Below are 22,734 nucleotides of genomic sequence, written 5' to 3'. Positions count from 1 at the left end.
ATGAGGACAGTCGCGATCCGGGCGGACGCTTCTTATGACATTGGCACTGGTCATGTGATGCGGTGCTTGGCATTGGCCGAGGGATTGCGGAATTCAGGTAGCAAACCAATATTTCTTTCACGCAATTTGCCCGGCAACATTTCCAACAAGGTGCGGGAATCAGGGTTTCAATTAATTGAATTGCCTCCGCCGCCGGATAGTTCAGCACGCTTGTCGAGGCGAAAAAATTCTACTGTCGCCGATTTGCTCGGCGTCTCGTGGGAACAAGATGTCTGCGATTGCCAGGCGGCATTGGCGGGGGTTGATGTTGATGCATACTGCGTTGACCATTATGCTCTCGACCGACGGTGGGAAGAAAAAATGGGACGCGACCGGTCGTTCATGATCGTGTTAGATGATCTTGCTGACCGCCCCCATCAGTGCCACTTGTTACTGGATGCAAATTTGGGGCGTAAGAAGGAGGATTACGTATCGTTAGTCGACAATGGGACTTCGTTGCTAATCGGCCCAGGCTACGCGCTGCTACGTCCGGAATTCGCAATGTGGAGAAAGCGAAGTAAAGAGCGCCGGATTGACGGAGAGCTAAACTCTGTCGTTGTTTCAATGGGCGGGGCTGATAAAGCCAACGTTACCGGGCGGATTATTTCAGCTTTTGCCGACATGAATTTTGGACCAGAATTCAAATTGACTGTCATCTTGGGTCAAAGCTCTACCTGTGTTAAACAAGTTCGAAAAATGCTCGAGAACCTTGATTTTCAAAGCAGTTTGAAAGTGAATGTTAGCGATATGGCCGCTACGATGTCCGAAAATGATTTGGCGATAGGAGGTGCTGGGAGTACAGCCTGGGAACGATGTTGCTTGGCTCTACCTTCCTTGTTGGTTGTAATGGCCGATAACCAAAGGGCGGGTGCGGAAGCACTTGCAGACGTGGGCGCTGGGATATTGCTTGGATACGACGCAGATTTCGAAGCGGAGTTTGCGGCCGCAATTACAAAAATGCAGATTCGCGACAACTTAAGACTGATGAGCACCGCTGCTGCATCAATTACCGACGGTAAAGGCGTCGAACGAGTTTGCGGAATTATTGCTTCGATGAATGCGTGAGACCATGAACAAGGAAGCGACCATCCGCAGCATCAAACGCAGTGATGAAGAAGCTGTGTTGGCTTGGCGAAACCACTCCGATGTGCGGAGTTTCATGTACACGTCGAACGTGATCTCACCAGAGGAGCACGCAAGATGGCTGGCCACTGCCTTGCTAGATACTGGCTACCATGTTCGAATCGTTGAATTGGACTATGAACCGATAGGGGTGGTCACGTTCAAAAGAATTTACGATGGAAATGTGGCTGACTGGGGCTTTTACACAGTGCCTGGATCAGCTAAAGGTTCAGGACTGAAATTGGGAATTGCTGCTTTACGTCATGCCTTTTCAGAACTTAGTTTGCGGAAAGTTTGCGGCCAATCACTTGGCTTCAATCACAAGTCACAGAAATTTCATTTGAGGCTGGGATTCGCGCAGGAGGGAATTCTAAGAGAGCAGTTTGCAGATGGTTTGAACGTTGCAGATGTCATTTTATTTGGGCTCCTAAAGTCGGGATTTGATCGGTAGGCTTCGTAATTTTGTGGCTCGGCCGAGTAAGTTGTTAACGTCTTTGCGACCGCGTCGAGTGGGCAATTTGGAGAAATATCTATATGAATGAAACGGTTGAAAAACCCAACACTCCATCTGTCGAGCAACGCGTAGATGAGTGGATCAAACTGGACGAAGTTGCACTGAAGTATCATCAACTGCAATGGGAAACGCCGAAGCAAAGCACAAAGTTTTTGGAACAGTTTGCTTCAGGCAAACTAAAGAGCGCGCGCAAAGTTTTAGATTTAGGGTGTGGTGCGGGTGCCGCCACGGCATATTTTGCATCGCAACACCCAAATGTACTTTTTTCTGGAAAAGACTATGTCGATGAACTTGTCGAGCTAGGAAACGAATTAGCATTAAAGCGAGGTATAGGCAATCTGGACTTCCAGCAGGCCGACTGGTTCGATCTAGAAGAAGAGAGTTTTGATGGGGTGCTCAGTCTACAGACTTTGAGCTGGCTTCCTGAATATCAGCGGCCGTTAAAAGAAATCTTTACTAAAATAAAACCGAATTGGATATGCCTGAATAGTCTCTTCTACGATGGAGAAATTTCATGTCGTATTGAAGTGAAAGAATATGCGCGTGCGGCTCAGTCATTTTACAATGTGTATTCTATTCCCGACGTCAGTCGTTTCTGCGCTAATCACGGATACAGGTTGACTGAAGCCCAGCCATTTGTATTGGATATTGATATTCCTAAACCCAAAAATCCCGACATCATGGGTACTTACACAGTTAATGCTATAGGCAGCAATGGTAGCCTAGAAAGAATGCAGATCAGTGGCCCGTTAATGCTCAGCTGGTATATGATTATAATTGAGAGGGTCGAGTAATCCAAGTAAATTGGGATATCGTACCGATAGTTTTTCTGGAGTTAAGTCTTCATGACTGAAGAACCGACAGTAACCATTGCGGGACGGCCCATTGGTCGCCTGCACCCACCCTTTGTGATCGCCGAACTGTCTGCAAATCATAATGGAAACTTCGACATTGCAAAAAAGATTGTGTCGTCTGCAAAAGCTTCAGGGGCCGATGCAATTAAGATTCAAACCTACCGTCCGGACACCATTACACTTAATTCTAACTCCGAGGATTTCCGAGTTCGTGGCGGTCTTTGGGACGGACGGACGTTGTATGAATTGTACGAAGAGGCCCACATGCCTTGGGACTGGCACAAGCCACTGTTTCAGCACGCACGCGCCAACGGAATAACTATTTTTAGCTCGCCCTTTGATTGTTCCGCTGTAGACCTCTTGGAAGATTTGAATGCGCCAGCTTACAAGATTGCCTCGTTTGAGGCGATCGATCATGAATTGATCAAATATGCCGCCAGTACTAAAAAGCCGCTAATAATTTCGACCGGAATGGCGAATGCCGAAGAAATAGCCGAAGCTATTGATGCTGCGCGACAAGGTGGCTGCACTGATCTGGCTATTCTGCATTGTGTAAGTGGTTATCCAGCACCAGCGCATGACTACAATCTTGCGACGATTACTGACATGATTTCAAGATTCGGACTTGTCACCGGATTGTCCGATCATACACTTGACAACACTACGGCCATTGCAAGTGTCGCGCTTGGAGCCTCAATTATTGAGAAACATTTCACTATCGATCGAAATGGCGGCGGACCCGATGATAGTTTCTCTCTGGAACCGGTGGAACTGGAGGAGTTATGCAAGAGTAGCAAAATTGCGTGGTCGGCGCTGGGACGAGTAAACTATGATCGTAAGCCTAGTGAATTAGGGAACGTGCAGTTTCGGCGATCACTTTATTTTGTGAACGACATCGAGAAGGGTACTTTGATTACTGGTGACGATGTTCGGTCGGTACGACCTGGATTTGGGCTTGCCCCAAAGTTTAAATGCGACGTTGTCGGCAAAGTTGCAAGACGCCGCATCTTGCGAAACACGCCGGTTACTGGCGATGCCTTTTGACGTTATTCATTGGAATGGTGACCCATTATTATTGGTAAAGTCCAAAGTGCGAAACTCGCGTCTTATGCAATGGGCTATGCTATGGGGGCAGCGGTACAAAAGGGTTTGGGTTTCTTACTCTTTCTAACGCTAGCAAATTTGTTACCTGCGTCGGAATATGCGATGTTTGGTCTGATGTATGCTTTGCAGGCAGGCATTGCGACTTTTGCGATGGCCGGTATTGTCGAGACAGCCGTCGGCGCAATGAAGTCGAATAAGGAGTCGAATCAAAGGCTGGCAGTTTTTCGTCAAGTGAAGTTTTTATTTATAGTGATTGCGTCCGCGACAATTGTTGCAGGAGGCGTCATTTTTACAGTGATAGGTCAAATTTCTCCAAGTGCGGTTTTGCTCGCGCTTCTCTTCGGCGGAATTAGTGCATTGGTCACCATTCAAGCACAGTTGTCTCGTCTGGAGGAAGACCACACGACCACGCTAGTAACGAGCAACATACCGCCGATTTGTGGAATAGTTGCGGCTGCCATTGCGGCCTTTCTAGCTTTCCAAGCGCAGTCCATTTTTCTCATAATGTCTACCGGGATGCTTTCCGGTTATCTGCTCATTTTGAGGTTCTGGCGTGGCGGCATTCGTGGGTGGGAAAAGCCGGCCGATCTGGGAGGTGGTTTATGGAAATTGCACCCATTCTTGGTTATTGCAATATTCGACTGGCTTTCGGGATATGGGAGCCTGTTTTTGGTTGAGGCCAGTTTTTCACATGTGGAAGTTGCACGCTTTGTTTTCGCGTATACGCTTTCATCGTTGATGCATTTGATAGCCACATCTCTAAATCAGATTTGGAGTCCTCGAATTTATGTTGAACTTCAAAAAGGAAATTTGTCGAAATTACATGCATCGAGCCGCATTTTTTATATAGTTCAAGGCGCGTCTATCGGTTTTATGGGATGCTTGATAATCGCTGGAGTTTCATTCTTAACGTATCTGGGGCCGTTCAATCTCCAGAACTATCACAACATGATATATGAAACACTTTTTTTACTGTTAGCGTATGCATTTGTCATACCTTGGTATTATGCACAGAATTTCTTTTACTATCATGGTGAAGGTAGTCATCTCCTGAAGATTACTCTCGTTTCCGGCGTTGCAGGGTTGGCGCTGTGGTTTGTGGCCGTGACACAGTTAGGTTCAATCGGTAGCTATGTCGGCTTTTTTGCATTGATGGCCACCAAATCTGCTGTGGGCGCAGTCAGTGCATGGCGGAAGTGGAAAGTGCCTATTGCTTGGGAAGGCACTGCAATCGCTGCGATAGTGATGATTGGCTGCGCGTATACTATCGCGTCATTGTCAGGTCAGCATTGACGAAGGCATGAAGGAATCCGATATGCTGAACTGGAAGAACCCTGCTTCCAAAGTCGGTATAGCCGAATTGGCTGCATATTTGCGCAACGGTGTCGTAACGGGGAGGTCTTTAGTGGAGGCCAGTCTGTCTGCGATAGACGAGGCCGATAATTGCCGAAAGGCTTTCATTACCATAAATAATGAAGTGGCTCTCGCGCAGGCCGCTAGATGGGATGAACAAAGGCGCGTGGGGCGACCTGTCCCAATGTTCGCGGGAATACCCATTTCTGTAAAAGATCTATTCGATGTTGATGGGCAAATCACGAACGCAGGTTCAAAAATTCTGCCACCGGTCCCTGCGTCAAGGCATGCGACTGCCATTCAACGGCTAACGGACGCTGGATTTGTTATCCTAGGCCGAACCCACATGACCGAATTCGCCTATTCAGGTTTGGGCCTTAATTGTCACTTCGCGGACCCTGACTGCGTCTGGAATCCTTCTGACGGTCGTGTTCCGGGTGGTTCTTCATCTGGCGCCGCGATTGCAACTGCTCTGGGCGCTGGAATCGCGGGAATTGGTACGGATACCGGAGGGTCATGCCGCATTCCTGCAAGCTTTAATCGATTGGTTGGTTTTAAACCCACTGCGCGCAGAATTCCTATGGACGGAATGATACCGCTATCGCCAAAGCTCGATTCAGTAGGGGCCATCGGTCGTACCGTGAGATGCGTGACAATTTTAACGGCGCTGATGGCAAATGAACCGCTGCCCAATGTGCAGTTGCGGATGCCAAAAAAACTGCTGATTCCCGAAAACTATTTCTTTGATGGCATAGATCGTGATGTTGAGCTGATATTTCAACGTTTCGCATATTGGCTGGAGTCCAAAGGCGTTCAGATTGAGAAAAAGGTTGTCCGCTCGCTTGATTCAGTTGCGGCGTTAAACCGCAATGGCGGAATCGTCGCAGCGGAAAGCTACAGCTGGCACAAAACTCTTCTAGAGAAAAATAAATCTGACTATGACCCAAGAGTTTTGGTTCGTATTCAGCGTGGTAGCGATCAGACTGAGCAGGAAACAGCCGAACTTTATTCAGCACGTGAAGCCTTCATAAGAGACCTGGGCTACGAGCTTAAGGGTTTTGATGCATTATTGGTACCCACTACCCCCTTTGTGCCTCCGCGAAAGGCTGATTGTATCGGTGATGCAGAGTATACACAAATAAACGCGGCGGTACTGCGCAATCCAATGGTCGCCAATCTGGCAGACGGGTGCAGTATAACTTTACCGATCTCATCGCCTGACGAACCGCCCATTGGCGCTATGCTGATTGGCCAAAGTCTGACAGACTCTAAAATTTTGGCTTGGGCGGGGGCGCTACATCCGAGTTTCACCCCTTAGTCGCCATCCCGCTTCTCGTTACAATGATTGCACGGCTTTTCGCTCTTAAAACGAAAATAAGGCCAAGATACCCACTTTTTGACTACTATAAACTTTGAAAGTCAGTCGCGGGGCATGACTAAGATTAATCCAGGGGCGATGAATTTAAATGCCCGCTGGATAGAAATCGGTTGCGTGAGAGGAGATGCTGGAAATCCGCCGGAAACCGCAGACCGCCTTGGTGACCCCTACGGGACTCGTGTCTATCACCATTAGATCCGAAAAACTGCAGAAAACTGCCATTTTTTCTATTGTCCTAGGCCCCTTGTGAACAATTTTGTGAACAGGTCAAGGGACAGTTTGCCCAAGCCTAGAATATGTAGAATTTCTGATCAAAATTAGGCATGACATTCTTATAATCTGAGCAAGAGACAGGCCTTTCAGGTTAGCCAGTCAGCAGCGGTAACGTGGAGGTTGGTTATTTGGAGCATAGCCATATTATCGGTTTGCTTCCCACCTATTGTGCTCAAACAGGCGCCTTGTAAGCAACTCACGGAGAGATACTTCAATCGACCCGATTTCTGATCTGCCATTGATGGTGTCCCATTCACTGCAGAATAAACCTTAGCCAGCTGCCTCACCTTAGAGCGCTGCTCAACGCACGAAAGAACCGCTATATTAGTTTTATCCCAAGTTATTGCGCCCTTGTTTCCACGGCGTGTCACCTCATCGTAACCTTGCGCGCACTGGTACCATTCATGTACGGCGACAATCAGGTCGGCTCGCTCCTTGGTATCTGTTTCACCATGCCGTTCAGATGCGGCAATAGCGTCGTCAGTGTCTTTACCTGCTAACCACTCGTCGCTTAAAAACTCATATGGCCGAATTTGTGCATTTGCCGGCGAACTGACTGCAAGCGCGATGCTCGTAAGTGTCCACATCAAAACATTTTGTCTGGCTGTCACCCTAAACTCTCCTCAAGTGAAGTACCTAGCAACGGTTATCGCCCCCCGCCACAGCGTCAACCCCGTTGAGCGTTCACGATCCGCTTCCAAGTGTATTCATCCGGCCCGGGCATAAGCACCCCTTGTACCTTTTCCTTCGTTTGCTGAAGAGTGGGTTCGCGCACCTTTAGCTTGCCGCGACCATAACAGGCACTGCAGTAGAGACGCGAATGGAAGGCTTTAATCTTGTCGTCCAGGCCTAGCCGTTGGCAGCGCCACCAGTGCCCCGGCGCATCAATTACAGAACTGTGTCTGCATTGCCAGCAGACAGCCTTCAGATTGATTTTGTAGAGCGCACAATCAAATAGCGACCGAACAGGTCGATAGTGTTCTTTCCCTGGAAGCCATCCATATGGGGCGCTGCGACTGATTCCTCTCATCGACCTTATTCAGAACAAAAATAGAACATGAGCAAGGTAGTTTGTTTAAGAGTTGGTTGATTGCATCAATGCTCGAACACTTTTACGTGCCGTTGGCTCACAGGCTGAACGAAGTTAGCTTCTGGACGATATCAGATAAAACCGGACTGTCAGGACACGACAAAATTACGAACATTGGATCGGCGTTACAACGTCACTGTTGTCGAACCCGAAAGAAGGGACGTTTTTTAAACAATCAGCCGAAAGTCTATTTAGCTGTATTTCGGTTCAGGAGAACGCCGACCAGCGTAGACAAAATCAGTGAGAACCCGGCCAGAATAAAATAAACTACCTTGCCAGTCGTATACTCCATATAAGCTGAATATATGAACGATGCGGCCAGTAGGATCGCGAGCACTCGAAGCAATTTTCTTTTGTGCATGTTTGGGCTCCTGCGGTAAGCCACACTAACTGAAGTGGCTGCTTCCCACAACATACCGATCCAGACCACACAGGCCCGCTTCGAATTTATGAGGCCAAGATATGAACGATGCAACCAAATTACCGATGCCGGTCAAAGTTGCTGCCGCGTTTCCTGCTCTTGTCTGCGTGTTCTGGATCGGTTTCAAGTTGGCATTCCCAGACGTTGTATCAGCGCGAAGTTCTTCATTAGAAGGACACCATGCAGAAGTTTTGGTTAGCGGCGTGCCCTTGACCGCTGGAACTCGGATATTGGTATGGAATAAGAAATATCCGCGTTGGCAGGCGCTTGCATGCAAGATTATGGAGACGCGTCACGATCAGCCAATTAATCTACAGTGGGAAGGGAGCACGTTGGTTGTGCACCACGCTTACAAGCCTGCCGAGCTAATCGAATTTAAAAGCTCTTGCGGTTCAATCCCAGTCACTTTTCGTCAGAGCCTTAACCGCTACTCTTAAAGTCTGCTTCCCACAACATTTCAGACATTAGCCCCCCCCGATCCCTACCACAAAAGCGGTCGTTGGTAAGCAGAGATTGGGCGATGAACGAACGGCAGGTTACGTGAAGCCTAATTAGCGAAACGAACGGCAGGAAAGTTGTGGAAAGCTGACGTTGTCTGTGTCAGAGAAAAAACATGACATTGGATGAAGAAAGCGCACGTGCTACCTCACTTTTGCGTGGGAAAGTGGTCAAGCAAATCGTCCGCCATCGTGAACAAGAAGTACTTATCGAATTCGAGGACGGTAGCCTCATGTATGCCGATAGCGAGATTAAAGTGGAGATTTCGATCTTGCCGATAGATTGATTAAGCGATGTCCGAAATGTTGTGGAATGCGAAACTTCGCTCTGGCAAGCTCCGTGGATGGAAAACATACATCAAACTGCAATCACTCTTCGGTTTCGCGGGGACGACCTTGATCCGGAAGAGCTAACCAGTCTGCTCGGCGCAATTCCGACTAACGCCGCTACCAAGGGCGCACCCTTGCAGTCCACGGGCGGTCGGGAGCGGGTTGCCAAAACAGGTCATTGGCATTTGAGAGTCGATCCAGCCGAGCCCGGCGAGGAGTTCGATGAACAGCTAATCCGATTGTTCAAGCAATTAACACCAGACCTCGACGCATGGCGCTATCTTTCAGAGCGTTATGTTGGAAACCTCTTTGTCGGTTTTTTCCTCGGCACCTCCAATATGGGTGTTGAGATCAGTTCAGAGACGCTCAGCGCGATTTCAGCGAGAGGCCTAGAACTAGGGCTGAACATATACAGCCACTCCGATGAATGAATGTCCGCAATGTTGTCGTGTCCTGACGGTCCGCTTTCAACGCATAATGTCCGAAAGCTGCCCTTCGTTCAGCCCATGAACTAACGGCAGCTAACGAAGGCACGAACTTGTTGCCTGAATGACCGGAATGTTGTGGGAAGCGGACGCTTTCCATCAATGTAACCCTAAGCTAAATGGCCCACATGGGAAAAATTAGAAGCAGCTGCGGCCATATGGACAGTCATCCACAGAATGACTGGGATACGATAAAATATGACGCACGATTTGATGTGTACTGGCTGCCTGCCGGTGCTGCTAGGCAGCAGCTTTACTACTGCCCTTGGTGTGGAGAACGTCTGCCGCCGTCTCAAATGGATCGCTGGTACGACGAACTTGAAGCTGCGGGAATTGATCCCCACGTCGACCCGATACCTGAGGCTTATCAATCAGGTCATTGGCGCGGTGAGCCGCTTAGACAAGCGCCGCCACATTTTCGAGGTGCGATTGAAGGTCGCTTTATAGATCTCACGGATTTTACAGACGCTGCAAATGACGATGCTTGATTGCCGGGGCGATTACCCGTCCAGAACGTCCGCTTTGCACGATTTCATTTTACAATCGGTGTGACCGGAATGTTGTGGGAAGCAGACGTAGATTGACTTTCGTATTTTCCTAATTAGGAAAATATCGATGGATAAAGCGTTCAAAGCATTGGCGTCCACACCAAGGCGGCGCATATTAAACCATCTCGCCGGGGGTCCAATGACTGTCGGTGAAGTGGCATCAAAGTTCGACATGACATTGCCCTCGATCTCGAAGCACATCTCAGTTCTATTTGATGCTGGACTACTGCAACGGCAGAAGCGTGGGCAGGAAGTCATCTATTCGATCGCTGCCAATAACCTCGCCAATAACCTCTATTCTTTTCTCACGCCATTTTGTCCCGAAGCGCGGGCAATAGCGGCTGAGAGAAAGCTTGTTCCAAACACTGAGGACTTGAGTGATGTCTGACGTTCAGGGCGAAGCCGCAAGCGGAGCATTTAAAGTCAATTCCTTGTCGGGGCTTGCAGACGCCGATGCGGGCAAGGGACGGCTTGTCTGGGATTGGCCCCGTTCGATTTGGAATATGGGATTTTTGGTCGCGGCATTAATCCTCGGTCCTCTCTATTTCACATGGGGTGCGTTTGTTGCTTTTCTTGCCCTGTCAGGTTTCACACTTTGCGTGGGTCATTCAGTGGGCTTTCACCGTCGCTTAATTCACCATACATTTGACTGTCCAAAGTGGCTCGAACGGGTGATGGTATATATTGGTGTTTTGGTCGGCATGGGAGGCCCTCTTTGGACTGTCGGCCTTCACGACATTCGAGATTGGGCACAGAGGCAAGAAAACTGTCACTGGTTCCTGCGCCACGCTAAACCAGCGTTGATTGACGGCTACTACTATCTCAACTTTCGCCTCATTTTTGAGAAGCCACCGAAGTTCGATGCAGGGTCAGGTATCAGCGACGACGCATTTTATCTTTTTCTACAGCGGACATGGATGCTCCACCAAATTCCGATCGCACTGCTGCTGTATTGGATTGGCGGCTGGCCATGGGTTGTCTGGGGAGTAGTCGTACGCGTAGCGACATGTTTCACGATGCATTGGTATATCGCGCATGTGGCGCACCGGCCAGGTGGGCAGGACTGGTTTGTTGAAGACGCCGCTGTTCAAGGTTACAACATAAGTTGGCTTGCCATACCTACCATGGGTGAGAGTTGGCACTGTAATCATCACGCCTTTCCAGCTTCAGCGCGTCACGGCTTATATCCCGGACAGATCGACTGGGGCTACGATTTCATTCGGCTACTTGCATGGTGCGGTCTGGCCAAAAACATAATGTTGCCTTCGAACTTGCCTGCTCGGCCCTCAATCACACCACTGACGGAACGAGCACTGAGCATCGCTGCACCAGATCAAGAAGCGGTATCGCAACGTTATCGCGTTTAGTGAAGTCTCAACGTCCGCAATGTTGTCGTGTCCAGACAGGCCGCTTGGGCGAATTTGTTCTGGAAAGCGGACGTGCAACTTTCTTAGAGAAAGCAAAGAGAGCAGACATTCGCGAGGTTATTTTGGTGCCGCTGGGATGAGTATCCTCAGAATTGCAGGATTTTATTGCAACGCAGTATTCGTGAATTTTGACGCCTATATCACTTCGTTAGTCACCGGTTTGGACTCAAACTTGAACCATTTATCCTTGGCCTCCAGCGCCTTAATTCTGTTCAGATAAGGCATCACTGCGTCTGGCTGAGCTTGTTCAAGCAAGCGGAACATTTGCTGCGCGTTATTCCGGCCATTTTTACTTTCCGATACTCCTCGCTCCACTGCAGCTACAATCGCCGCGATGCGGGGCAGGATGATATCCTGTCGACCGCGTAAACTGTTGAACGGCAGGCTCCCAATCTCAGACTGAACGTCGACGAGCACACGATCCAGCTTAGCTGTCTCGTCAGCAACAATCGCACGTTGGCTGGCAATGATTTTTGCCATGATGGCTTTGCTGGGCGAGGATTTTCGCTTTTCGGGTGCTATCTTTTTGAGACCTAGTGCGTTGGCTAGCGCCGCCGTACCGCTGGTATAGCGTCCGGCTTCATTGTTGAGAGGAAGAAAAGTTGAAGGCTTGAAGGCAAAGGTGGGCTTAAACTTGGGCGGTGAGGACATTGGATCGTATGCAATGAACGGAAGCGGTATCCAACCCAGTGCCGACGCGTGTCCTCCGCGAATTTGATAGACCTGATCGTCGGGCGTAGTGATTTTTGTATCTCGATAGGTCACTCTCAGCGAACTATAAGTGTCGCGGCGTTCCTTCACCGACAACTTCACTACAGGAAGGCTGGGCGAGTCCGGCATCGATACCATGCAGAAATTCTTGACGTAAATCCTACCGCTAATTTTATCACTTGGTTCGGAAATTCCGGACGTCCAGATCCCCGCAGCACGAAAAGAGCGGCCGCGAATCTGTTCGCAAACTTCGCGCTCGATCATTCGTGTTGATCGATACTCCCCTGAAACTTCTCCCCTCTTTTCAAATGCAACGGGCAGCCCATAGTTTTGAATGAGCGAATGTTCAGAAAACCCTTCGAAAACTAACTGTTGCTGCGCTGGATTAAACGGCACACGCACCCGCGCATTGGCCTCCGCGATCTGAGTGCGCAAAGAGACTAAGTTCTGCTGATCAGCCCAGGCCAAACTCGCATATCCCCCGAAATAGAAAAGCGGCACAGCCAACCACGCAATCGAAAGTTTTCTAGCCAAAACTTCGACAGCCACCGCGATCATACCCCCATTGATCGTTATGACCGGCCATGCCGGCAACAGCACGAAGATCAGGTATAAGTTCAGCAGCGGAATATTAGCAAGGAGCCAAATAAATAATGTTGATACCAGCATGCCGATAAGGGAAATGGGAAAGAGCATGACGACAGATATGCCGACACGCTTTTTAACATCCGATTAAATCCTGAGGCTGATATCGGGACGCCGCGTTGATTGAGTTATCCCTTACGGTGCTCTTAGATAAGCACGTGACGGTTCTTATATTAAGTTTATCCGAAGTTTGTCCACGCTCTCAGAATTTGAACTTGATCCGTGCCATTAAGCGGTTGCTTTGAACCCCAGGCCCGATTTGAGCCGCCTCATTCTCCGCTGCAATTTTCGTATTTCCGCTGATGGAGAACTCGGCCTTAGTTGGCTCCTCTTCGTACAAATTGTCTTTGTCCGTCCGCCTCAAGCGATAGCGTTCCTGATCGGTCTTCTCGCCACAAACTAAGATTTCATCAGCCGTTTGTTCTGAGCACTCTGGCTCGGGTTGCTTGACCAGAATATCAAATTTCACTGGGGATGGCTTGTCGTTGACTGCACCGTAGGTGTCCGTTTGCGCGGATACGGGAGGCGCCGCATACAATAATAGCAGAACGATGAACTCGGCCATTTGCGGAAGTGTAACCTAACGGGCCAGGATTGCGACAATAAATTTCACGCCGATAGCACTCATCGCTTGTTCTATCTATGTTCTAGTAACACAAATTAGAATCGGAGATGAGACATGAGGCGCAAGGGCGAAAAGCAAATACCAAAAACGTTAGAGCGCTGGGATATCGACGGGCATATTGCTCAGTCGATCGCCACAGGAACGCACTGGCTTGATGCTTGGCTAATGCAGAACGGCACTCCCTATGTCCGCCTTTCCGCGCTCACTGGCATACCCGTCCCGCGGTTCGCCGCAATCACTCGGGGCGATGCAGTTTCCCGCGCTGAGATCGATGCTCTGGCGCGCGCCTGGTCCATGAGTGCCGGTGACTTGCTTGCATCTATTGGCGGCCGAACAGAAATTGTCGATTAGCCGGTGAACCAACGGCAGCTAGCAAGGGCTTGAACCTGTAGCTGTATGACCGGAATGTTGTGGTTAGCGGACATTGGCGCGTCGCATCTTACCCTTGCTGTTTAACACCACTTAATACAACATCCATGCATGAGGCGCACTCTGATAGCTATTGTTGTTTTGGTAGTGATATTCGACGCAGCGTGGATTGTTAATCGCCCATCCCCTGAGGAACCTGAGTATAGCGTCTGCCTTTCATGTGGTGAGTCATTTTTTAAGGACGGTGGACTTCACTTAGAGGATGAGAGTAAATTACCAGTTTGGGACGGCAAGCGTTGGACGTTGAACGGTCAAACTCTACCCAGCATATCAAGTGAAGTTGGCAAACGGCCGCTAGAAAATGACAATCGCTGCGTTTTTGAATATCGCCTCCAAGAAGATGTTACCTTCGGGGACTTTTTGTCTGCCCAAAAACAAGCGGAAGATGCGGGCAGCTCCATTATGATCTTGACATCAAAGTTCGACGAAAATTGGGCTCGTCGCGCAAAGAATTTCGATTGGGTTTTGTTCAATTCAACAAAGAAAAACATCGTTTGCCGCGCTGCAGGCAGTAAACCGAGCACCAAATGACGCTTGGCGCTGATCTGCTCATTAGGTTATCGAGGCGACTTTATTTTCCGGTGGCAGGTTTTCGCCTATGTCCGCAATGTTGTCGTTTGGCGCCCGTCTGCTTTTAGTAGAGATGCCTAATTAGCTGCCTTGGATTCCTCTAAGAGAGAAAATGGCCGGCCCATCGCCATTCCATGTTGCCAAATCCGCGTATATCGATCAGGTTTTCTGTGAAAGGCCCGAATATGTCTGAACATTTGGAATGCAATCGGACGGATGTACAGGAATGACGGCGCTCGCATTCTTGCTATTGTTATCTGGCGAAGGTGCGGATGATGCACGGGTCGCAGTTGACCGATATGCTGCCTGCATGGTTCAAAAAAATGGCTACCGTGTTCGTCCGCTTCTCGACCAGCCCTTGGGAGATAGACGGGAGGGCGAGCGCTGGCTCGACGTGTTAAAGACAAAGTGCATCGATAAATCGACGGTTGGAACCAAATATGAAGATGGAGCCGAAATGCGGTTCAGACCAACAGTCATTCGCGGCGCGATCTTCGAAGCCTTACTCAAAAAAGACTATGCCGCTGCCCCGAAGCAAGACTCTTTCGAAGAGGTGGCCGCAATAACCTACGCGGCTCAAGCCGATCAACCCAGTAGCCGGGAAGCCGCTTATGCTGTGACAATGGACATAGGAGAATGTACGGTGCGTAAAGCGCCAGCTTTATCATATGCCTTGCTCGAAAGCGGTGTTGCCACAAAAGGCGAAATGGTGGCGACCAAAGCGCTACTCCCTATTATAGGTGCGTGCACTCAAGCGGGCATTACTCTGGAGTTTAGTCTATCAATTATTCGCGGGATGATTGCTGAACCAATGTATCGGCTGACCAAAGCGAAATTGGGAGCTGTAGACAACTAATGCCGGGATGCGGTGTTCAGTTGAACGTGCGCAATGTTGTCATTTGCTGCTCGACCGCTGTGGCAAGTTAGTTGTGGGAAGCGGACATTGACGTGTTTGAGCTAATAAGTGACACTACTTCGATGCGGCGCTTCTATCGATTGCTACTCATTACTGCCTTCGTAGTGCTGCTGGTTGGCGGAACGATCTGGAAGTTCATTAGTGCCAAAGATTGCACTGACAGCGGCGAAATTGTCATCGCGCCCATGACCCGTAGTCAGGATTGTGTAGCTCCATAAATGGTTGGTGTCCGCAATGTTGTTGTATCCTGAAATGTAGCTTTAATCGCAGTGTCGCAAGCGTGCGAAGCAGAATCATTCGCGTTACAGGCCGGACAATGCAATTGCGATAAGCACCATTACTACGGCCGTAATAATCAAAAACATTCGGTTTTGAAACAACCTGATAACGGCGTCTTCCAATGGTTTATCGATTAAAAAGGAAATCACCCAATCGATCATTTGTTGTAGCGCTCCTTATGGCTCTATCAATTTATGTCAGTTCGCAGTTTTGGCAACGTTTAAGACGGCAGGCGCCTTGAGAACAGAATGTCCGCTTTGTTGTCGTGTCCGGACAGGCAGCTTTTAGACTAAAAGACGAGAAAGCCGACATTCGAGACGCTCACCTCAACAATATCGGTTCCCGACAACAGAATGGTCAATCAGATAATAATTTGCAGTCTTTGTTTCCTGCCGTCCGTTAAGCAGGGAAGTGCAGGACGCCTACGGCCGCGACTGCGTATCAGAAATTAACGCAATACTCACGGTTCGACCGCATATGTCGTCTTTTGGCATGGATAGAAGACATATGCTTGGGCCAGATAACGCGATTTGGGATGACGGTGAATGGGTGGGCTGGGATGAGACAAATAGCCACCTTGGCCGCTTGGAACTGCAGGAACGGTTTCCGAATGCAGATTTGGAGCTGATACCTATTTTTCAGGACCTGCTTGCAACGGCCCAAGAATATTTTGTCCGGACTGGCCGTCATCTGCAAGTCTATGGCGACATCGGTGAGTTATTCGGTGCTATCACTTATGGCATTCAGCTGCATCGCAATTATGCGCAGGGTTCAGATGGCCGGTTGGGTAACGATTTTGTCGAAGTGAAAACCATCACGCCCTTCAAACGGAATAATATCGTTGAATTGAACCTGCAAAGAAACTTCAGCAAAGTATTGATCGTCAAAATTTCGAGTGAATTTGAGATTAGCGGTAAGCTAATCGATCGCAGATCCCTGCCAAAAGCCAAAGGTGACAATCTCAGAGTAGACTGGTCGTCGTTGAATGACGTCGGAACTGCATAGGGTAACGCCATGCTAATTGTTGAGCAGGCCCCAAATTGTCAGACCCTTCGCGTTCCGGTTGTAAAAGTTTTTGATGGCGATGGCTTTTTGACAAAAATAGAATTTCCGAGGCATCGGGAAACCGCGGAAATGACGGTCAGGTTTGGCTTTATCGATGCGCCAGAAATAGGACAATTGGGAGGGGTTGAAGCCCGCGACTTTTTAACATCGATAATTGGGGGCAAATCAGTTGATCTGGTAATTCTGACGAAGATGGACACCGGTGGAATCGTCGATAAATATGGGCGGATAGTTGCAGTACCTTTTTTACCTGGCAAATCCATACCTTCGCCTTGGGTTGCACGGGCAACCCTTCCACGAAATATCGAACTTGAGATGGTGGTCAATGGTTGGGCTTGGGTTCTTGACCGCTACTGCCCAGACGAAATTTATAACCACGCATTACGCGACGCTCAGCAGCACCAGCGGGGTATTTGGGCAAGGGACGACAATATCCATCCCTGGGAATATAAGAAGCAGCGGTACAGAGCAAAGCGGCAAAAAGCCCATCGACCCGAGCAGCCGACTTTATTCCATCATGCTAGTCTACGGGAATACTGTCCTTCAGCTTGTGGCGGCAGGGAAGTCATACGAAGTGGGAAATTTGGTAATTTTGTAGGGTGCTCTAATTTCCCGAATTGCAGACATAGCCGCAAGATCTCCAACACGGTCCAGTCACCGGTACAAACACTGTAATCTGAGACGAGCGAACTACTGCTGCTAACACTTTGGCAGCACCGACCTACTGCGGTTCCAACATAGCCATTCCTTGTATAGACAATAGGCACACGTTCCAAACAGTAGTGCGCACCATCAAAGCCCCATTCCTCTAGCAGCTGCCAGCGCGGCCTGCATCGATGCGCGTTTGGTAGCATCGTCGACCGCATGTGCAGCAGCGACTGCGGTTGGTTCCGCATCCTGCTTTAACGAAAGTTCTGGCTCAGCAGGTCCAGGGTGGGTGTTTTGATGTTTGCGTATTTCCTGCGGAGCTTCACGTGCCTGAATTTTCGTCTCCGCAGCGTTGCTGCTGGAAACATGCAAGTCGGTTCGTTCTGCTTGTGGTGATGCATACATTTGCACTTGTTGTTCCGAGGCTTGGAATTTCAGCTTTCTTGCAATCCATTGTATAGTATCGGGTATCCATACAGCCTCTCCTAAGAATGCAGTTAGTCCTTCAATATAAGTGTTTGCCGACTCTACCAAGCGCTGGGCATCATTCCGTTGACGCTCGGACAATGTTTCGGCGTCTGCTTTACAAGCATTCAACAAACGCTGATTTTTCCGGCGAACTTCTCTTGGGCGGGAGTAAACACGCTCTAATTCCTGTTCTAGTATAAAGGCCTGGTGCTCAAGATGCGCCGCCTGAGTAAGCAACCTAACCGATTCATCTGACGGCTGCTTATGTTCGGTCGCTTTGGCTTCCTCGGTGCTTTGCAACCAAATACCTTGCAGCGTCTGCTCAAGCTCGATGTTAGCTGCCGCTATGATGGCATTCCACTGGCGTTGTTCGTTCGAGCTGCCGGTGCGTGTTGCAATTCCTCGATCCTCCAAAGCTGCATTGGCCTTTCCAAGGTGGTCCTGTGGTGCTGCGGGAATGCCCATTTTTTCGAAGGTTCCAGCGTCGACGCTACGATCGACGCCAGATGCCTTCAGATGTTTATTGGTAATTGTTGCCAATCGCGTGCGCAAAAATCCAGGCCAGCTGTCATCTGTGACTTCAGCGACCTTATTTCGGCGCAGTGGAACCGCTCTACCGTTGCTCCGTCCCTTTTTAGGCGTCGCTACAGCAAAATCCCAGTCACCGGGCTTTAGATGATTAGATCTGTAGCCCTCGGCAGCGAGCTGCTGGATGTCGCCCCGCGTAATACGACGACACGGCCGATCATAATAAATGAGATGGAAATGCCAGTTTTTTTCATCATTCGAGTGGTTAGGCGCGTGCATAACCGCAACAAACGGGAGCTCCCTCTTTTCAAATTCTTTCGCAAAATCACGCACGATGGCAAAACGTTCTGCGGCGGAAAGGTCGTTCGGCAGCTCGCCTACAATTTGGTACTGGATGCGCCCGCCTCGACCATCGTGAAATTTAGCTAGGGGCTTCGCTTGACTCGCGTGTGATCGTCCTTTCGATAAAGGTACCCAACCGGACTGTCGTGCCAAAAATCCCCGTACTTCGGACCCTGATGAAATCGTAAATCGATGGGCGCTGCTGTGCGGAGCTTTGCTGATTCCGGCGTGTAGATCCGGTGGACAATCGGGTTGGGATAATACGGTTGACCAAAAGGCCGGAGCATCCGCTAGTCGAACGGTCATTTGGTCGTCACTTTTGACTGCTTCATGCTGCTCGACCAGTGCCCAGAATTTTGCGCGTTCAACAGCATTTTCATCAATATTTGTGATCAACGCACGCCCACCGTCTGGCTGCACAGCGACCGCATTCGATCTATCGATGTACGCATCATGCCGACCGGTTTCACCGCCATATTTTAGCTTTGCTGGCTTTACGTTCTTTTCGTTAATTCTATCGCCCTGCGCCGCGAGTCGCAATCGGTGATGACCCTTCCTTGATAATGAGGATACATCCTCAGCGCCAAGCAATATACCATCAGCTTGCCATCCATCACATACCAAGTCGACGCTGGGCAGCAGGCACAGATCGGCATCGGGTTTGGCAATTCTGGAAGCGTCGCCCCAGATGGGCTCGATTGCGTGATGGTTCGCAAAACCGGACTCAAATAGTTGGAATTCCGCCACCAAGTCTCGGTTGGAAGCTGGTCGGTCGGTTTGATCGGTAGATTCATCATATTGCTCCTGCGTGATTGATAAGGGGAAAGGTGAAAGTGATGCGCGCCGAACCTCAACGAGTAGCTCGTCCGCTTTTGCCAGCACTGTTTCGCGTTCAATATATTGGCCGAAGTTACGTGCGGCCCCGGACACCGCTTGCCCATGCTTTCGTTCTAGCTTGGGTTTAGCCTTCGAAACTGGCCGGTGGCTAAAATGGAAACTGGATGCACCCTGCATATTTGTCAGCCGTAGCGGACGCGTGGATGGAACATGAAATTGCGGCGAGATCGATTGGTTTGCTTCTCGCGCCTGTCCGGTTTTAGCCGGACGTCTATAATGCGTTACTTGATCGACCTGCCATGGCAGCAGGCCTTCACGCACTAGCCTTAGGCGCGTGAGGAGCGCTGCTATCTCGTCTGCCAGTTCGAGTGATTGATTGGTGGGTTCGGAAGGGAGCATATTTGGTGTATAGGATAGTACTTCTGGTCCCACCAAGGCATCTGAGGAATTTTATTCAACTTTTTTGAAACAATTCACAGATTTTTCTGCCGTGATTTTCATAATAGAATGTTTGATGCATGCTTCATTATTTTTTGTTTCGCAAAAGCAGTTTGGGCTCCTGCCCAAACTGCGGTATTGCGCCTAAAAATATTACTTAAACTTTGCTATTGCATTGCTCTGCATCCCGCAAATATTACTTTAACGTTGTTGCAACGTTGGTGGAGCAGTGTTTGTTGAATTGGCGCCTCGGTGCCTTTTGAGACTGCGCGGGTATTGCCGTGCCAATGCTAGGATGAAGGCACGGCGTCATCCCGTTTTCCTTCACCGCCGACAAAAAAAGGGGCCGGTCGAAACCGGCCCTTTCACAGATGATTCGAGGTTAAAGTATTCCGCGATCAATTTTGCTTGCGACTGATCGTAACCCCTCAGCTGACCATCCTGCGGCATCAATTTCGTCTAGAAAATTACTCTTCTTAACATTTTCCCAAAGTGCATCGTCTGTGGTCTGTTCTAGCCTTGCAACATTGAAGCGAAGGTTTCGTCGCGGTGCGTTGATTCCCCGCAAAATGGCAATCTCGCCTCCAATAATGGATTTGATAAAGGGTTGCTTTGCAAAATCATGCATCCATTGGCCGATATAAGCTCTAGCCAAACCATGATTGTCTTTTGGCTCGGATATCAAAGCATCGAAGGATTTGTATTCGTCCATAATTAACGTCTGAAACCCAGGTTTGAGATGTCCGATGCTGACCGTGTCATCGGCTGGCAAATTGCCATAATAGTGTGCTGAACCGTCGCGATTGACTTTTACATAACACTTCTCAAAACCTATTAGCTCGTCTTTCACGTCCTTGATCGAACTCGTCGCACCAGGCTTATTTGTAGAGTACGGTAGCAACGCTATCGTACGATAACCCGCATCGGAGTAAGCTTTCTGAAGCGCGGGCACCAGATTGGCGATCTCTCTTGCGCTTGCCAGTGCATTTCCCCCAAGGTCCATGATCGCATTTTTACCCTTCGTCGCCGCCAAGATTTCGGGAACCTTGATTGTTTGCACGCCCCATCCGACGGGGATCGCTTCTGGATCAGTTGCACTTGCTGACCAATTGCCGGCATCAGAATCGAATAAGTGCACGGGCGAGCCAAATAGCCGCCAAAGCGCCTGTATAAGTTTGGCAATCGTTGTCTTTCCCTCTCCTCCAGCGTTCGCGGCTACAACGAGAAAGACGAGGGATGTGAGAGATGAAGGTTGATTGTAATTTTGCATGATATGGATCCTTAAAACGCTGAGGTGCGGCTCTTGTCGCCGAAGCGATCAGGGTTTGGTGAATTCCGCAGCGGCTCCTCAGCCGATAGTGATGATTGGGGTGTGGGTTCGGAGCGCGCGCCACTTGTTGTCGGCCACCCACGCGTATCGAGCCGAGCGATCGCTTGCCTGAAGCTGCTGTAGCCCTTTCCTACAGCTTCGCCATTTTCCGACAGCTTTTTGTAGATGATATTGAGAGGGACACCTTGTGCCCTGGCCCTCTGAATGTTTTCCGCATGAGCGACGATTGCAGTCTCAACCGGAGCATTTCGCGCCTGAAGGTTTTTGCATTCTTCTACAAAGTCCATTTTATTCTCCTGCAATGCCAACGCACCGCTCCTTGATCGCCGCAACGTCGCGACAATTAGGGTTATGGGATTTACGAAGCTTGCACAAAAGTCGACTTTCGACTATATAATGACTTATGTACAAAAAGGAGACTTTCGCGTGGCAAGGACTGGACGACCAAGAAACAAGGTAGGCGCCCGGCGTTTATTGGACGAAGCACAGACATTGCCAAAGCATCATCCGGCTGTTGCAAAGCTTCTTGATACGTTGGCTGCGGTTGATGCTGATGAAACGGCAGTGGAAAAGGCGTTAAGCGATGCAATAAGGGCATTGCAGGCACTCGATGTCCGACCCCAGCAACAAGCAACTATCGTAGCTCAAAAAACCAAACTCGGTTTTTCACCGGCAGACCGTGTCGCTCGTTTGAGCCAAGATAGAAACGTTTTGGCGCGGCTATTGTCTGTTATTCAAGCAGAATTAGTATTGATCGAAACACAGCTTACGGAAGCTGAAGTGAACTTTCGCAGTTGGGCGCTTAGCCAGCCCCGTGTCGATCAATATAAGATCGACTTCTTCACCAAGCTCGAAGCTGCAGGTTTTGATGCTCGTGCGGCTCGGAACATCAGCCTCGGCGATATTCAGAAATTCATGGAACCATTCTCTGAACGCAGGACATCATCAGAAGGCGTGCGTGTTCAAAGCTTCCGCCCGGTGAAAAAGCAGCAGCCGGAGGTTGCCTTGGCTTGGCATCCAGGAAATCCTTGGATTGCCATACTTGAAAACTCAAAGCACTTCGGCTTCAGACCGCATCCGGTTTTAAGCAGTCAAGAATGTTTAAAGTGGCAGCGTTGCGGGTTGCCGCCATTTACGTCGCTCGAGGAATATGACCGCCCGAGCTTGTATAAAGAATTTGCAAATGCCGGAAGCCCGAAAGCTAAGGCGAACGCTTGCTGGAAGTTATGCGAGGACTGGCTACTTTCTACTATCAGCCATGACGCTGAAGCACATGCGGCAAGAAGGAACGCTTGGACGCTCTTGTTCGCCATGCGATATGGATTTGACGCCGAACTTGATTTCGATTCCGCTTTACTGCCGTCGCCTTTCGCCAAGGCATCCGTTGTCAAAGTTCAGAGAATTTGATGGCATTATCACCGCAGATCGCGTCATTCCGGTAATGTCAGGTTTAAATAAATCGATACAC

The 22,734-nt window shown here is 49.4% G+C and carries 24 protein-coding genes; 18 read left to right on the top strand and 6 right to left on the bottom strand.

The window, feature by feature from the left end:
* From pseG to EUU25_RS12165, 6 genes are all read left to right on the top strand, one after another.
* On the top strand, positions 1-1,104 hold the full coding sequence (gene pseG / locus EUU25_RS12190) for a UDP-2,4-diacetamido-2,4,6-trideoxy-beta-L-altropyranose hydrolase (protein WP_158901345.1): 1,104 nt from the start codon (positions 1-3) through the stop codon (positions 1,102-1,104).
* A gap of 4 nt (positions 1,105-1,108) precedes the next feature.
* A complete protein-coding gene (gene pseH, locus EUU25_RS12185) occupies positions 1,109-1,612 on the top strand; it encodes a UDP-4-amino-4,6-dideoxy-N-acetyl-beta-L-altrosamine N-acetyltransferase (protein ID WP_158901343.1) in 504 nt (167 codons plus the stop codon).
* A gap of 83 nt (positions 1,613-1,695) precedes the next feature.
* Complete coding sequence (locus EUU25_RS12180) at positions 1,696-2,469, top strand: class I SAM-dependent methyltransferase (protein ID WP_158901341.1); 774 nt, start codon at positions 1,696-1,698, stop codon at positions 2,467-2,469.
* Between the two features lie 51 nt (positions 2,470-2,520).
* Positions 2,521-3,573, top strand: a complete 1,053-nt coding sequence (gene pseI / locus EUU25_RS12175; RefSeq protein WP_158901339.1) for a pseudaminic acid synthase — start codon at positions 2,521-2,523, stop codon at positions 3,571-3,573.
* An 81-nt stretch (positions 3,574-3,654) separates the two neighbouring features.
* Positions 3,655-4,926, top strand: coding sequence for a lipopolysaccharide biosynthesis protein (locus EUU25_RS12170; RefSeq protein ID WP_158901337.1), 1,272 nt, complete (start codon positions 3,655-3,657; stop codon positions 4,924-4,926).
* 7 nt (positions 4,927-4,933) lie between these two features.
* Positions 4,934-6,304: an amidase gene (locus tag EUU25_RS12165; RefSeq protein WP_158901335.1), complete on the top strand. Its 1,371-nt coding sequence runs from the start codon at positions 4,934-4,936 to the stop codon at positions 6,302-6,304.
* 419 nt (positions 6,305-6,723) lie between these two features.
* Here the strand turns inward: EUU25_RS12165 and EUU25_RS12160 are convergent, their stop codons facing one another.
* A complete protein-coding gene (locus EUU25_RS12160) occupies positions 6,724-7,248 on the bottom strand; it encodes a hypothetical protein (RefSeq protein ID WP_158901334.1) in 525 nt (174 codons plus the stop codon).
* Positions 7,249-8,189: 941 nt separating this feature from the next.
* On the opposite strand from EUU25_RS12160, the gene EUU25_RS12155 reads away from it, so the two are divergent.
* The 6 genes from EUU25_RS12155 to EUU25_RS12130 all read left to right on the top strand — a co-directional run bounded on the left by EUU25_RS12155 (position 8,190) and on the right by EUU25_RS12130 (position 11,375).
* On the top strand, positions 8,190-8,585 hold the full coding sequence (locus EUU25_RS12155; protein WP_158901332.1) for a hypothetical protein: 396 nt from the start codon (positions 8,190-8,192) through the stop codon (positions 8,583-8,585).
* Positions 8,586-8,761: 176 nt separating this feature from the next.
* Positions 8,762-8,932 (top strand): hypothetical protein, encoded by a 171-nt coding sequence (locus EUU25_RS12150; RefSeq protein WP_158901330.1) that lies wholly within the window; start codon positions 8,762-8,764, stop codon positions 8,930-8,932.
* A gap of 57 nt (positions 8,933-8,989) precedes the next feature.
* Positions 8,990-9,406 carry a DUF4279 domain-containing protein gene (locus tag EUU25_RS12145; RefSeq protein WP_158901328.1) on the top strand — a complete coding sequence of 139 codons (417 nt, stop codon included), beginning with the start codon at positions 8,990-8,992 and terminating at the stop codon, positions 9,404-9,406.
* Positions 9,407-9,579: 173 nt separating this feature from the next.
* Entirely contained in the window at positions 9,580-9,948 is a 369-nt protein-coding gene (locus EUU25_RS12140; protein ID WP_425505182.1) for a DUF6980 family protein, read from the top strand.
* Between the two features lie 127 nt (positions 9,949-10,075).
* Positions 10,076-10,396 (top strand): metalloregulator ArsR/SmtB family transcription factor, encoded by a 321-nt coding sequence (locus EUU25_RS12135; protein ID WP_158901324.1) that lies wholly within the window; start codon positions 10,076-10,078, stop codon positions 10,394-10,396.
* Entirely contained in the window at positions 10,389-11,375 is a 987-nt protein-coding gene (locus EUU25_RS12130) for an acyl-CoA desaturase (RefSeq protein ID WP_158901322.1), read from the top strand. The genes EUU25_RS12135 and EUU25_RS12130 overlap by 8 nt, the downstream gene beginning before the upstream one ends.
* 195 nt (positions 11,376-11,570) lie before the next feature.
* Here the strand turns inward: EUU25_RS12130 and EUU25_RS12125 are convergent, their stop codons facing one another.
* Positions 11,571-12,842 carry a hypothetical protein gene (locus EUU25_RS12125; protein ID WP_158901320.1) on the bottom strand — a complete coding sequence of 424 codons (1,272 nt, stop codon included), beginning with the start codon at positions 12,840-12,842 and terminating at the stop codon, positions 11,571-11,573.
* A 151-nt stretch (positions 12,843-12,993) separates the two neighbouring features.
* On the bottom strand, positions 12,994-13,356 hold the full coding sequence (locus EUU25_RS12120; protein ID WP_158901318.1) for a hypothetical protein: 363 nt from the start codon (positions 13,354-13,356) through the stop codon (positions 12,994-12,996).
* 114 nt (positions 13,357-13,470) lie between these two features.
* Between EUU25_RS12120 and EUU25_RS12115 the strand changes: the two genes are divergently transcribed.
* The 5 genes from EUU25_RS12115 (at position 13,471) to EUU25_RS12095 (ending at position 17,350) form a co-directional block, all read left to right on the top strand.
* On the top strand, positions 13,471-13,767 hold the full coding sequence (locus tag EUU25_RS12115; protein ID WP_158901316.1) for a hypothetical protein: 297 nt from the start codon (positions 13,471-13,473) through the stop codon (positions 13,765-13,767).
* A gap of 129 nt (positions 13,768-13,896) precedes the next feature.
* On the top strand, positions 13,897-14,376 hold the full coding sequence (locus EUU25_RS12110; protein WP_158901314.1) for a hypothetical protein: 480 nt from the start codon (positions 13,897-13,899) through the stop codon (positions 14,374-14,376).
* A gap of 265 nt (positions 14,377-14,641) precedes the next feature.
* Positions 14,642-15,271, top strand: coding sequence for a hypothetical protein (locus EUU25_RS12105; protein ID WP_158901312.1), 630 nt, complete (start codon positions 14,642-14,644; stop codon positions 15,269-15,271).
* Between the two features lie 846 nt (positions 15,272-16,117).
* Positions 16,118-16,615 carry a hypothetical protein gene (locus EUU25_RS12100; protein WP_158901310.1) on the top strand — a complete coding sequence of 166 codons (498 nt, stop codon included), beginning with the start codon at positions 16,118-16,120 and terminating at the stop codon, positions 16,613-16,615.
* Positions 16,616-16,624: 9 nt separating this feature from the next.
* Complete coding sequence (locus EUU25_RS12095; RefSeq protein WP_158901308.1) at positions 16,625-17,350, top strand: topoisomerase DNA-binding C4 zinc finger domain-containing protein; 726 nt, start codon at positions 16,625-16,627, stop codon at positions 17,348-17,350.
* A gap of 117 nt (positions 17,351-17,467) precedes the next feature.
* On the opposite strand, the gene EUU25_RS12090 is transcribed toward EUU25_RS12095, so the two are convergent.
* The 3 genes from EUU25_RS12090 to EUU25_RS12080 all read right to left on the bottom strand — a co-directional run bounded on the left by EUU25_RS12090 (position 17,468) and on the right by EUU25_RS12080 (position 21,574).
* Positions 17,468-19,819 (bottom strand): MobA/MobL family protein, encoded by a 2,352-nt coding sequence (locus tag EUU25_RS12090; protein WP_158901306.1) that lies wholly within the window; start codon positions 19,817-19,819, stop codon positions 17,468-17,470.
* 499 nt (positions 19,820-20,318) lie between these two features.
* Positions 20,319-21,206, bottom strand: a complete 888-nt coding sequence (locus EUU25_RS12085) for a hypothetical protein (RefSeq protein WP_158901304.1) — start codon at positions 21,204-21,206, stop codon at positions 20,319-20,321.
* Positions 21,207-21,217: 11 nt separating this feature from the next.
* Positions 21,218-21,574: a hypothetical protein gene (locus EUU25_RS12080; RefSeq protein WP_158901302.1), complete on the bottom strand. Its 357-nt coding sequence runs from the start codon at positions 21,572-21,574 to the stop codon at positions 21,218-21,220.
* Positions 21,575-21,740: 166 nt separating this feature from the next.
* On the opposite strand from EUU25_RS12080, the gene EUU25_RS12075 reads away from it, so the two are divergent.
* Positions 21,741-22,673 (top strand): hypothetical protein, encoded by a 933-nt coding sequence (locus EUU25_RS12075; protein WP_158901300.1) that lies wholly within the window; start codon positions 21,741-21,743, stop codon positions 22,671-22,673.
* The last annotated feature ends 61 nt before the right edge of the window (positions 22,674-22,734 follow it).

Origin of the sequence: Sphingorhabdus lacus, from assembly GCF_009768975.1 — a bacterium.
Taxonomy (GTDB): domain Bacteria; phylum Pseudomonadota; class Alphaproteobacteria; order Sphingomonadales; family Sphingomonadaceae; genus Sphingorhabdus_B; species Sphingorhabdus_B lacus.
The sequence above is the reverse complement of the archived record's forward strand: the minus strand, read 5'-3'. Positions and strand labels throughout refer to the sequence as shown.

Coding starts and splice junctions, on each gene's coding strand:
- EUU25_RS12095 (WP_158901308.1), top strand. CDS start 16,625: ATGCTAATTGTTGAGCAGGCCCCAAATTGTCAGACCCTTCGCGTTCCG.
- EUU25_RS12170 (WP_158901337.1), top strand. CDS start 3,655: ATGGGGGCAGCGGTACAAAAGGGTTTGGGTTTCTTACTCTTTCTAACG.
- EUU25_RS12130 (WP_158901322.1), top strand. CDS start 10,389: ATGTCTGACGTTCAGGGCGAAGCCGCAAGCGGAGCATTTAAAGTCAAT.
- EUU25_RS12105 (WP_158901312.1), top strand. CDS start 14,642: ATGACGGCGCTCGCATTCTTGCTATTGTTATCTGGCGAAGGTGCGGAT.
- EUU25_RS12180 (WP_158901341.1), top strand. CDS start 1,696: ATGAATGAAACGGTTGAAAAACCCAACACTCCATCTGTCGAGCAACGC.
- pseH (WP_158901343.1), top strand. CDS start 1,109: ATGAACAAGGAAGCGACCATCCGCAGCATCAAACGCAGTGATGAAGAA.
- EUU25_RS12120 (WP_158901318.1), bottom strand. CDS start 13,356: ATGGCCGAGTTCATCGTTCTGCTATTATTGTATGCGGCGCCTCCCGTA.
- pseI (WP_158901339.1), top strand. CDS start 2,521: ATGACTGAAGAACCGACAGTAACCATTGCGGGACGGCCCATTGGTCGC.
- EUU25_RS12135 (WP_158901324.1), top strand. CDS start 10,076: ATGGATAAAGCGTTCAAAGCATTGGCGTCCACACCAAGGCGGCGCATA.
- EUU25_RS12115 (WP_158901316.1), top strand. CDS start 13,471: ATGAGGCGCAAGGGCGAAAAGCAAATACCAAAAACGTTAGAGCGCTGG.
- EUU25_RS12085 (WP_158901304.1), bottom strand. CDS start 21,206: ATGCAAAATTACAATCAACCTTCATCTCTCACATCCCTCGTCTTTCTC.
- EUU25_RS12110 (WP_158901314.1), top strand. CDS start 13,897: ATGAGGCGCACTCTGATAGCTATTGTTGTTTTGGTAGTGATATTCGAC.
- EUU25_RS12145 (WP_158901328.1), top strand. CDS start 8,990: ATGGAAAACATACATCAAACTGCAATCACTCTTCGGTTTCGCGGGGAC.
- pseG (WP_158901345.1), top strand. CDS start 1: ATGAGGACAGTCGCGATCCGGGCGGACGCTTCTTATGACATTGGCACT.
- EUU25_RS12150 (WP_158901330.1), top strand. CDS start 8,762: ATGACATTGGATGAAGAAAGCGCACGTGCTACCTCACTTTTGCGTGGG.
- EUU25_RS12155 (WP_158901332.1), top strand. CDS start 8,190: ATGAACGATGCAACCAAATTACCGATGCCGGTCAAAGTTGCTGCCGCG.
- EUU25_RS12165 (WP_158901335.1), top strand. CDS start 4,934: ATGAAGGAATCCGATATGCTGAACTGGAAGAACCCTGCTTCCAAAGTC.
- EUU25_RS12100 (WP_158901310.1), top strand. CDS start 16,118: ATGCTTGGGCCAGATAACGCGATTTGGGATGACGGTGAATGGGTGGGC.
- EUU25_RS12125 (WP_158901320.1), bottom strand. CDS start 12,842: ATGCTCTTTCCCATTTCCCTTATCGGCATGCTGGTATCAACATTATTT.
- EUU25_RS12140 (WP_425505182.1), top strand. CDS start 9,580: ATGGCCCACATGGGAAAAATTAGAAGCAGCTGCGGCCATATGGACAGT.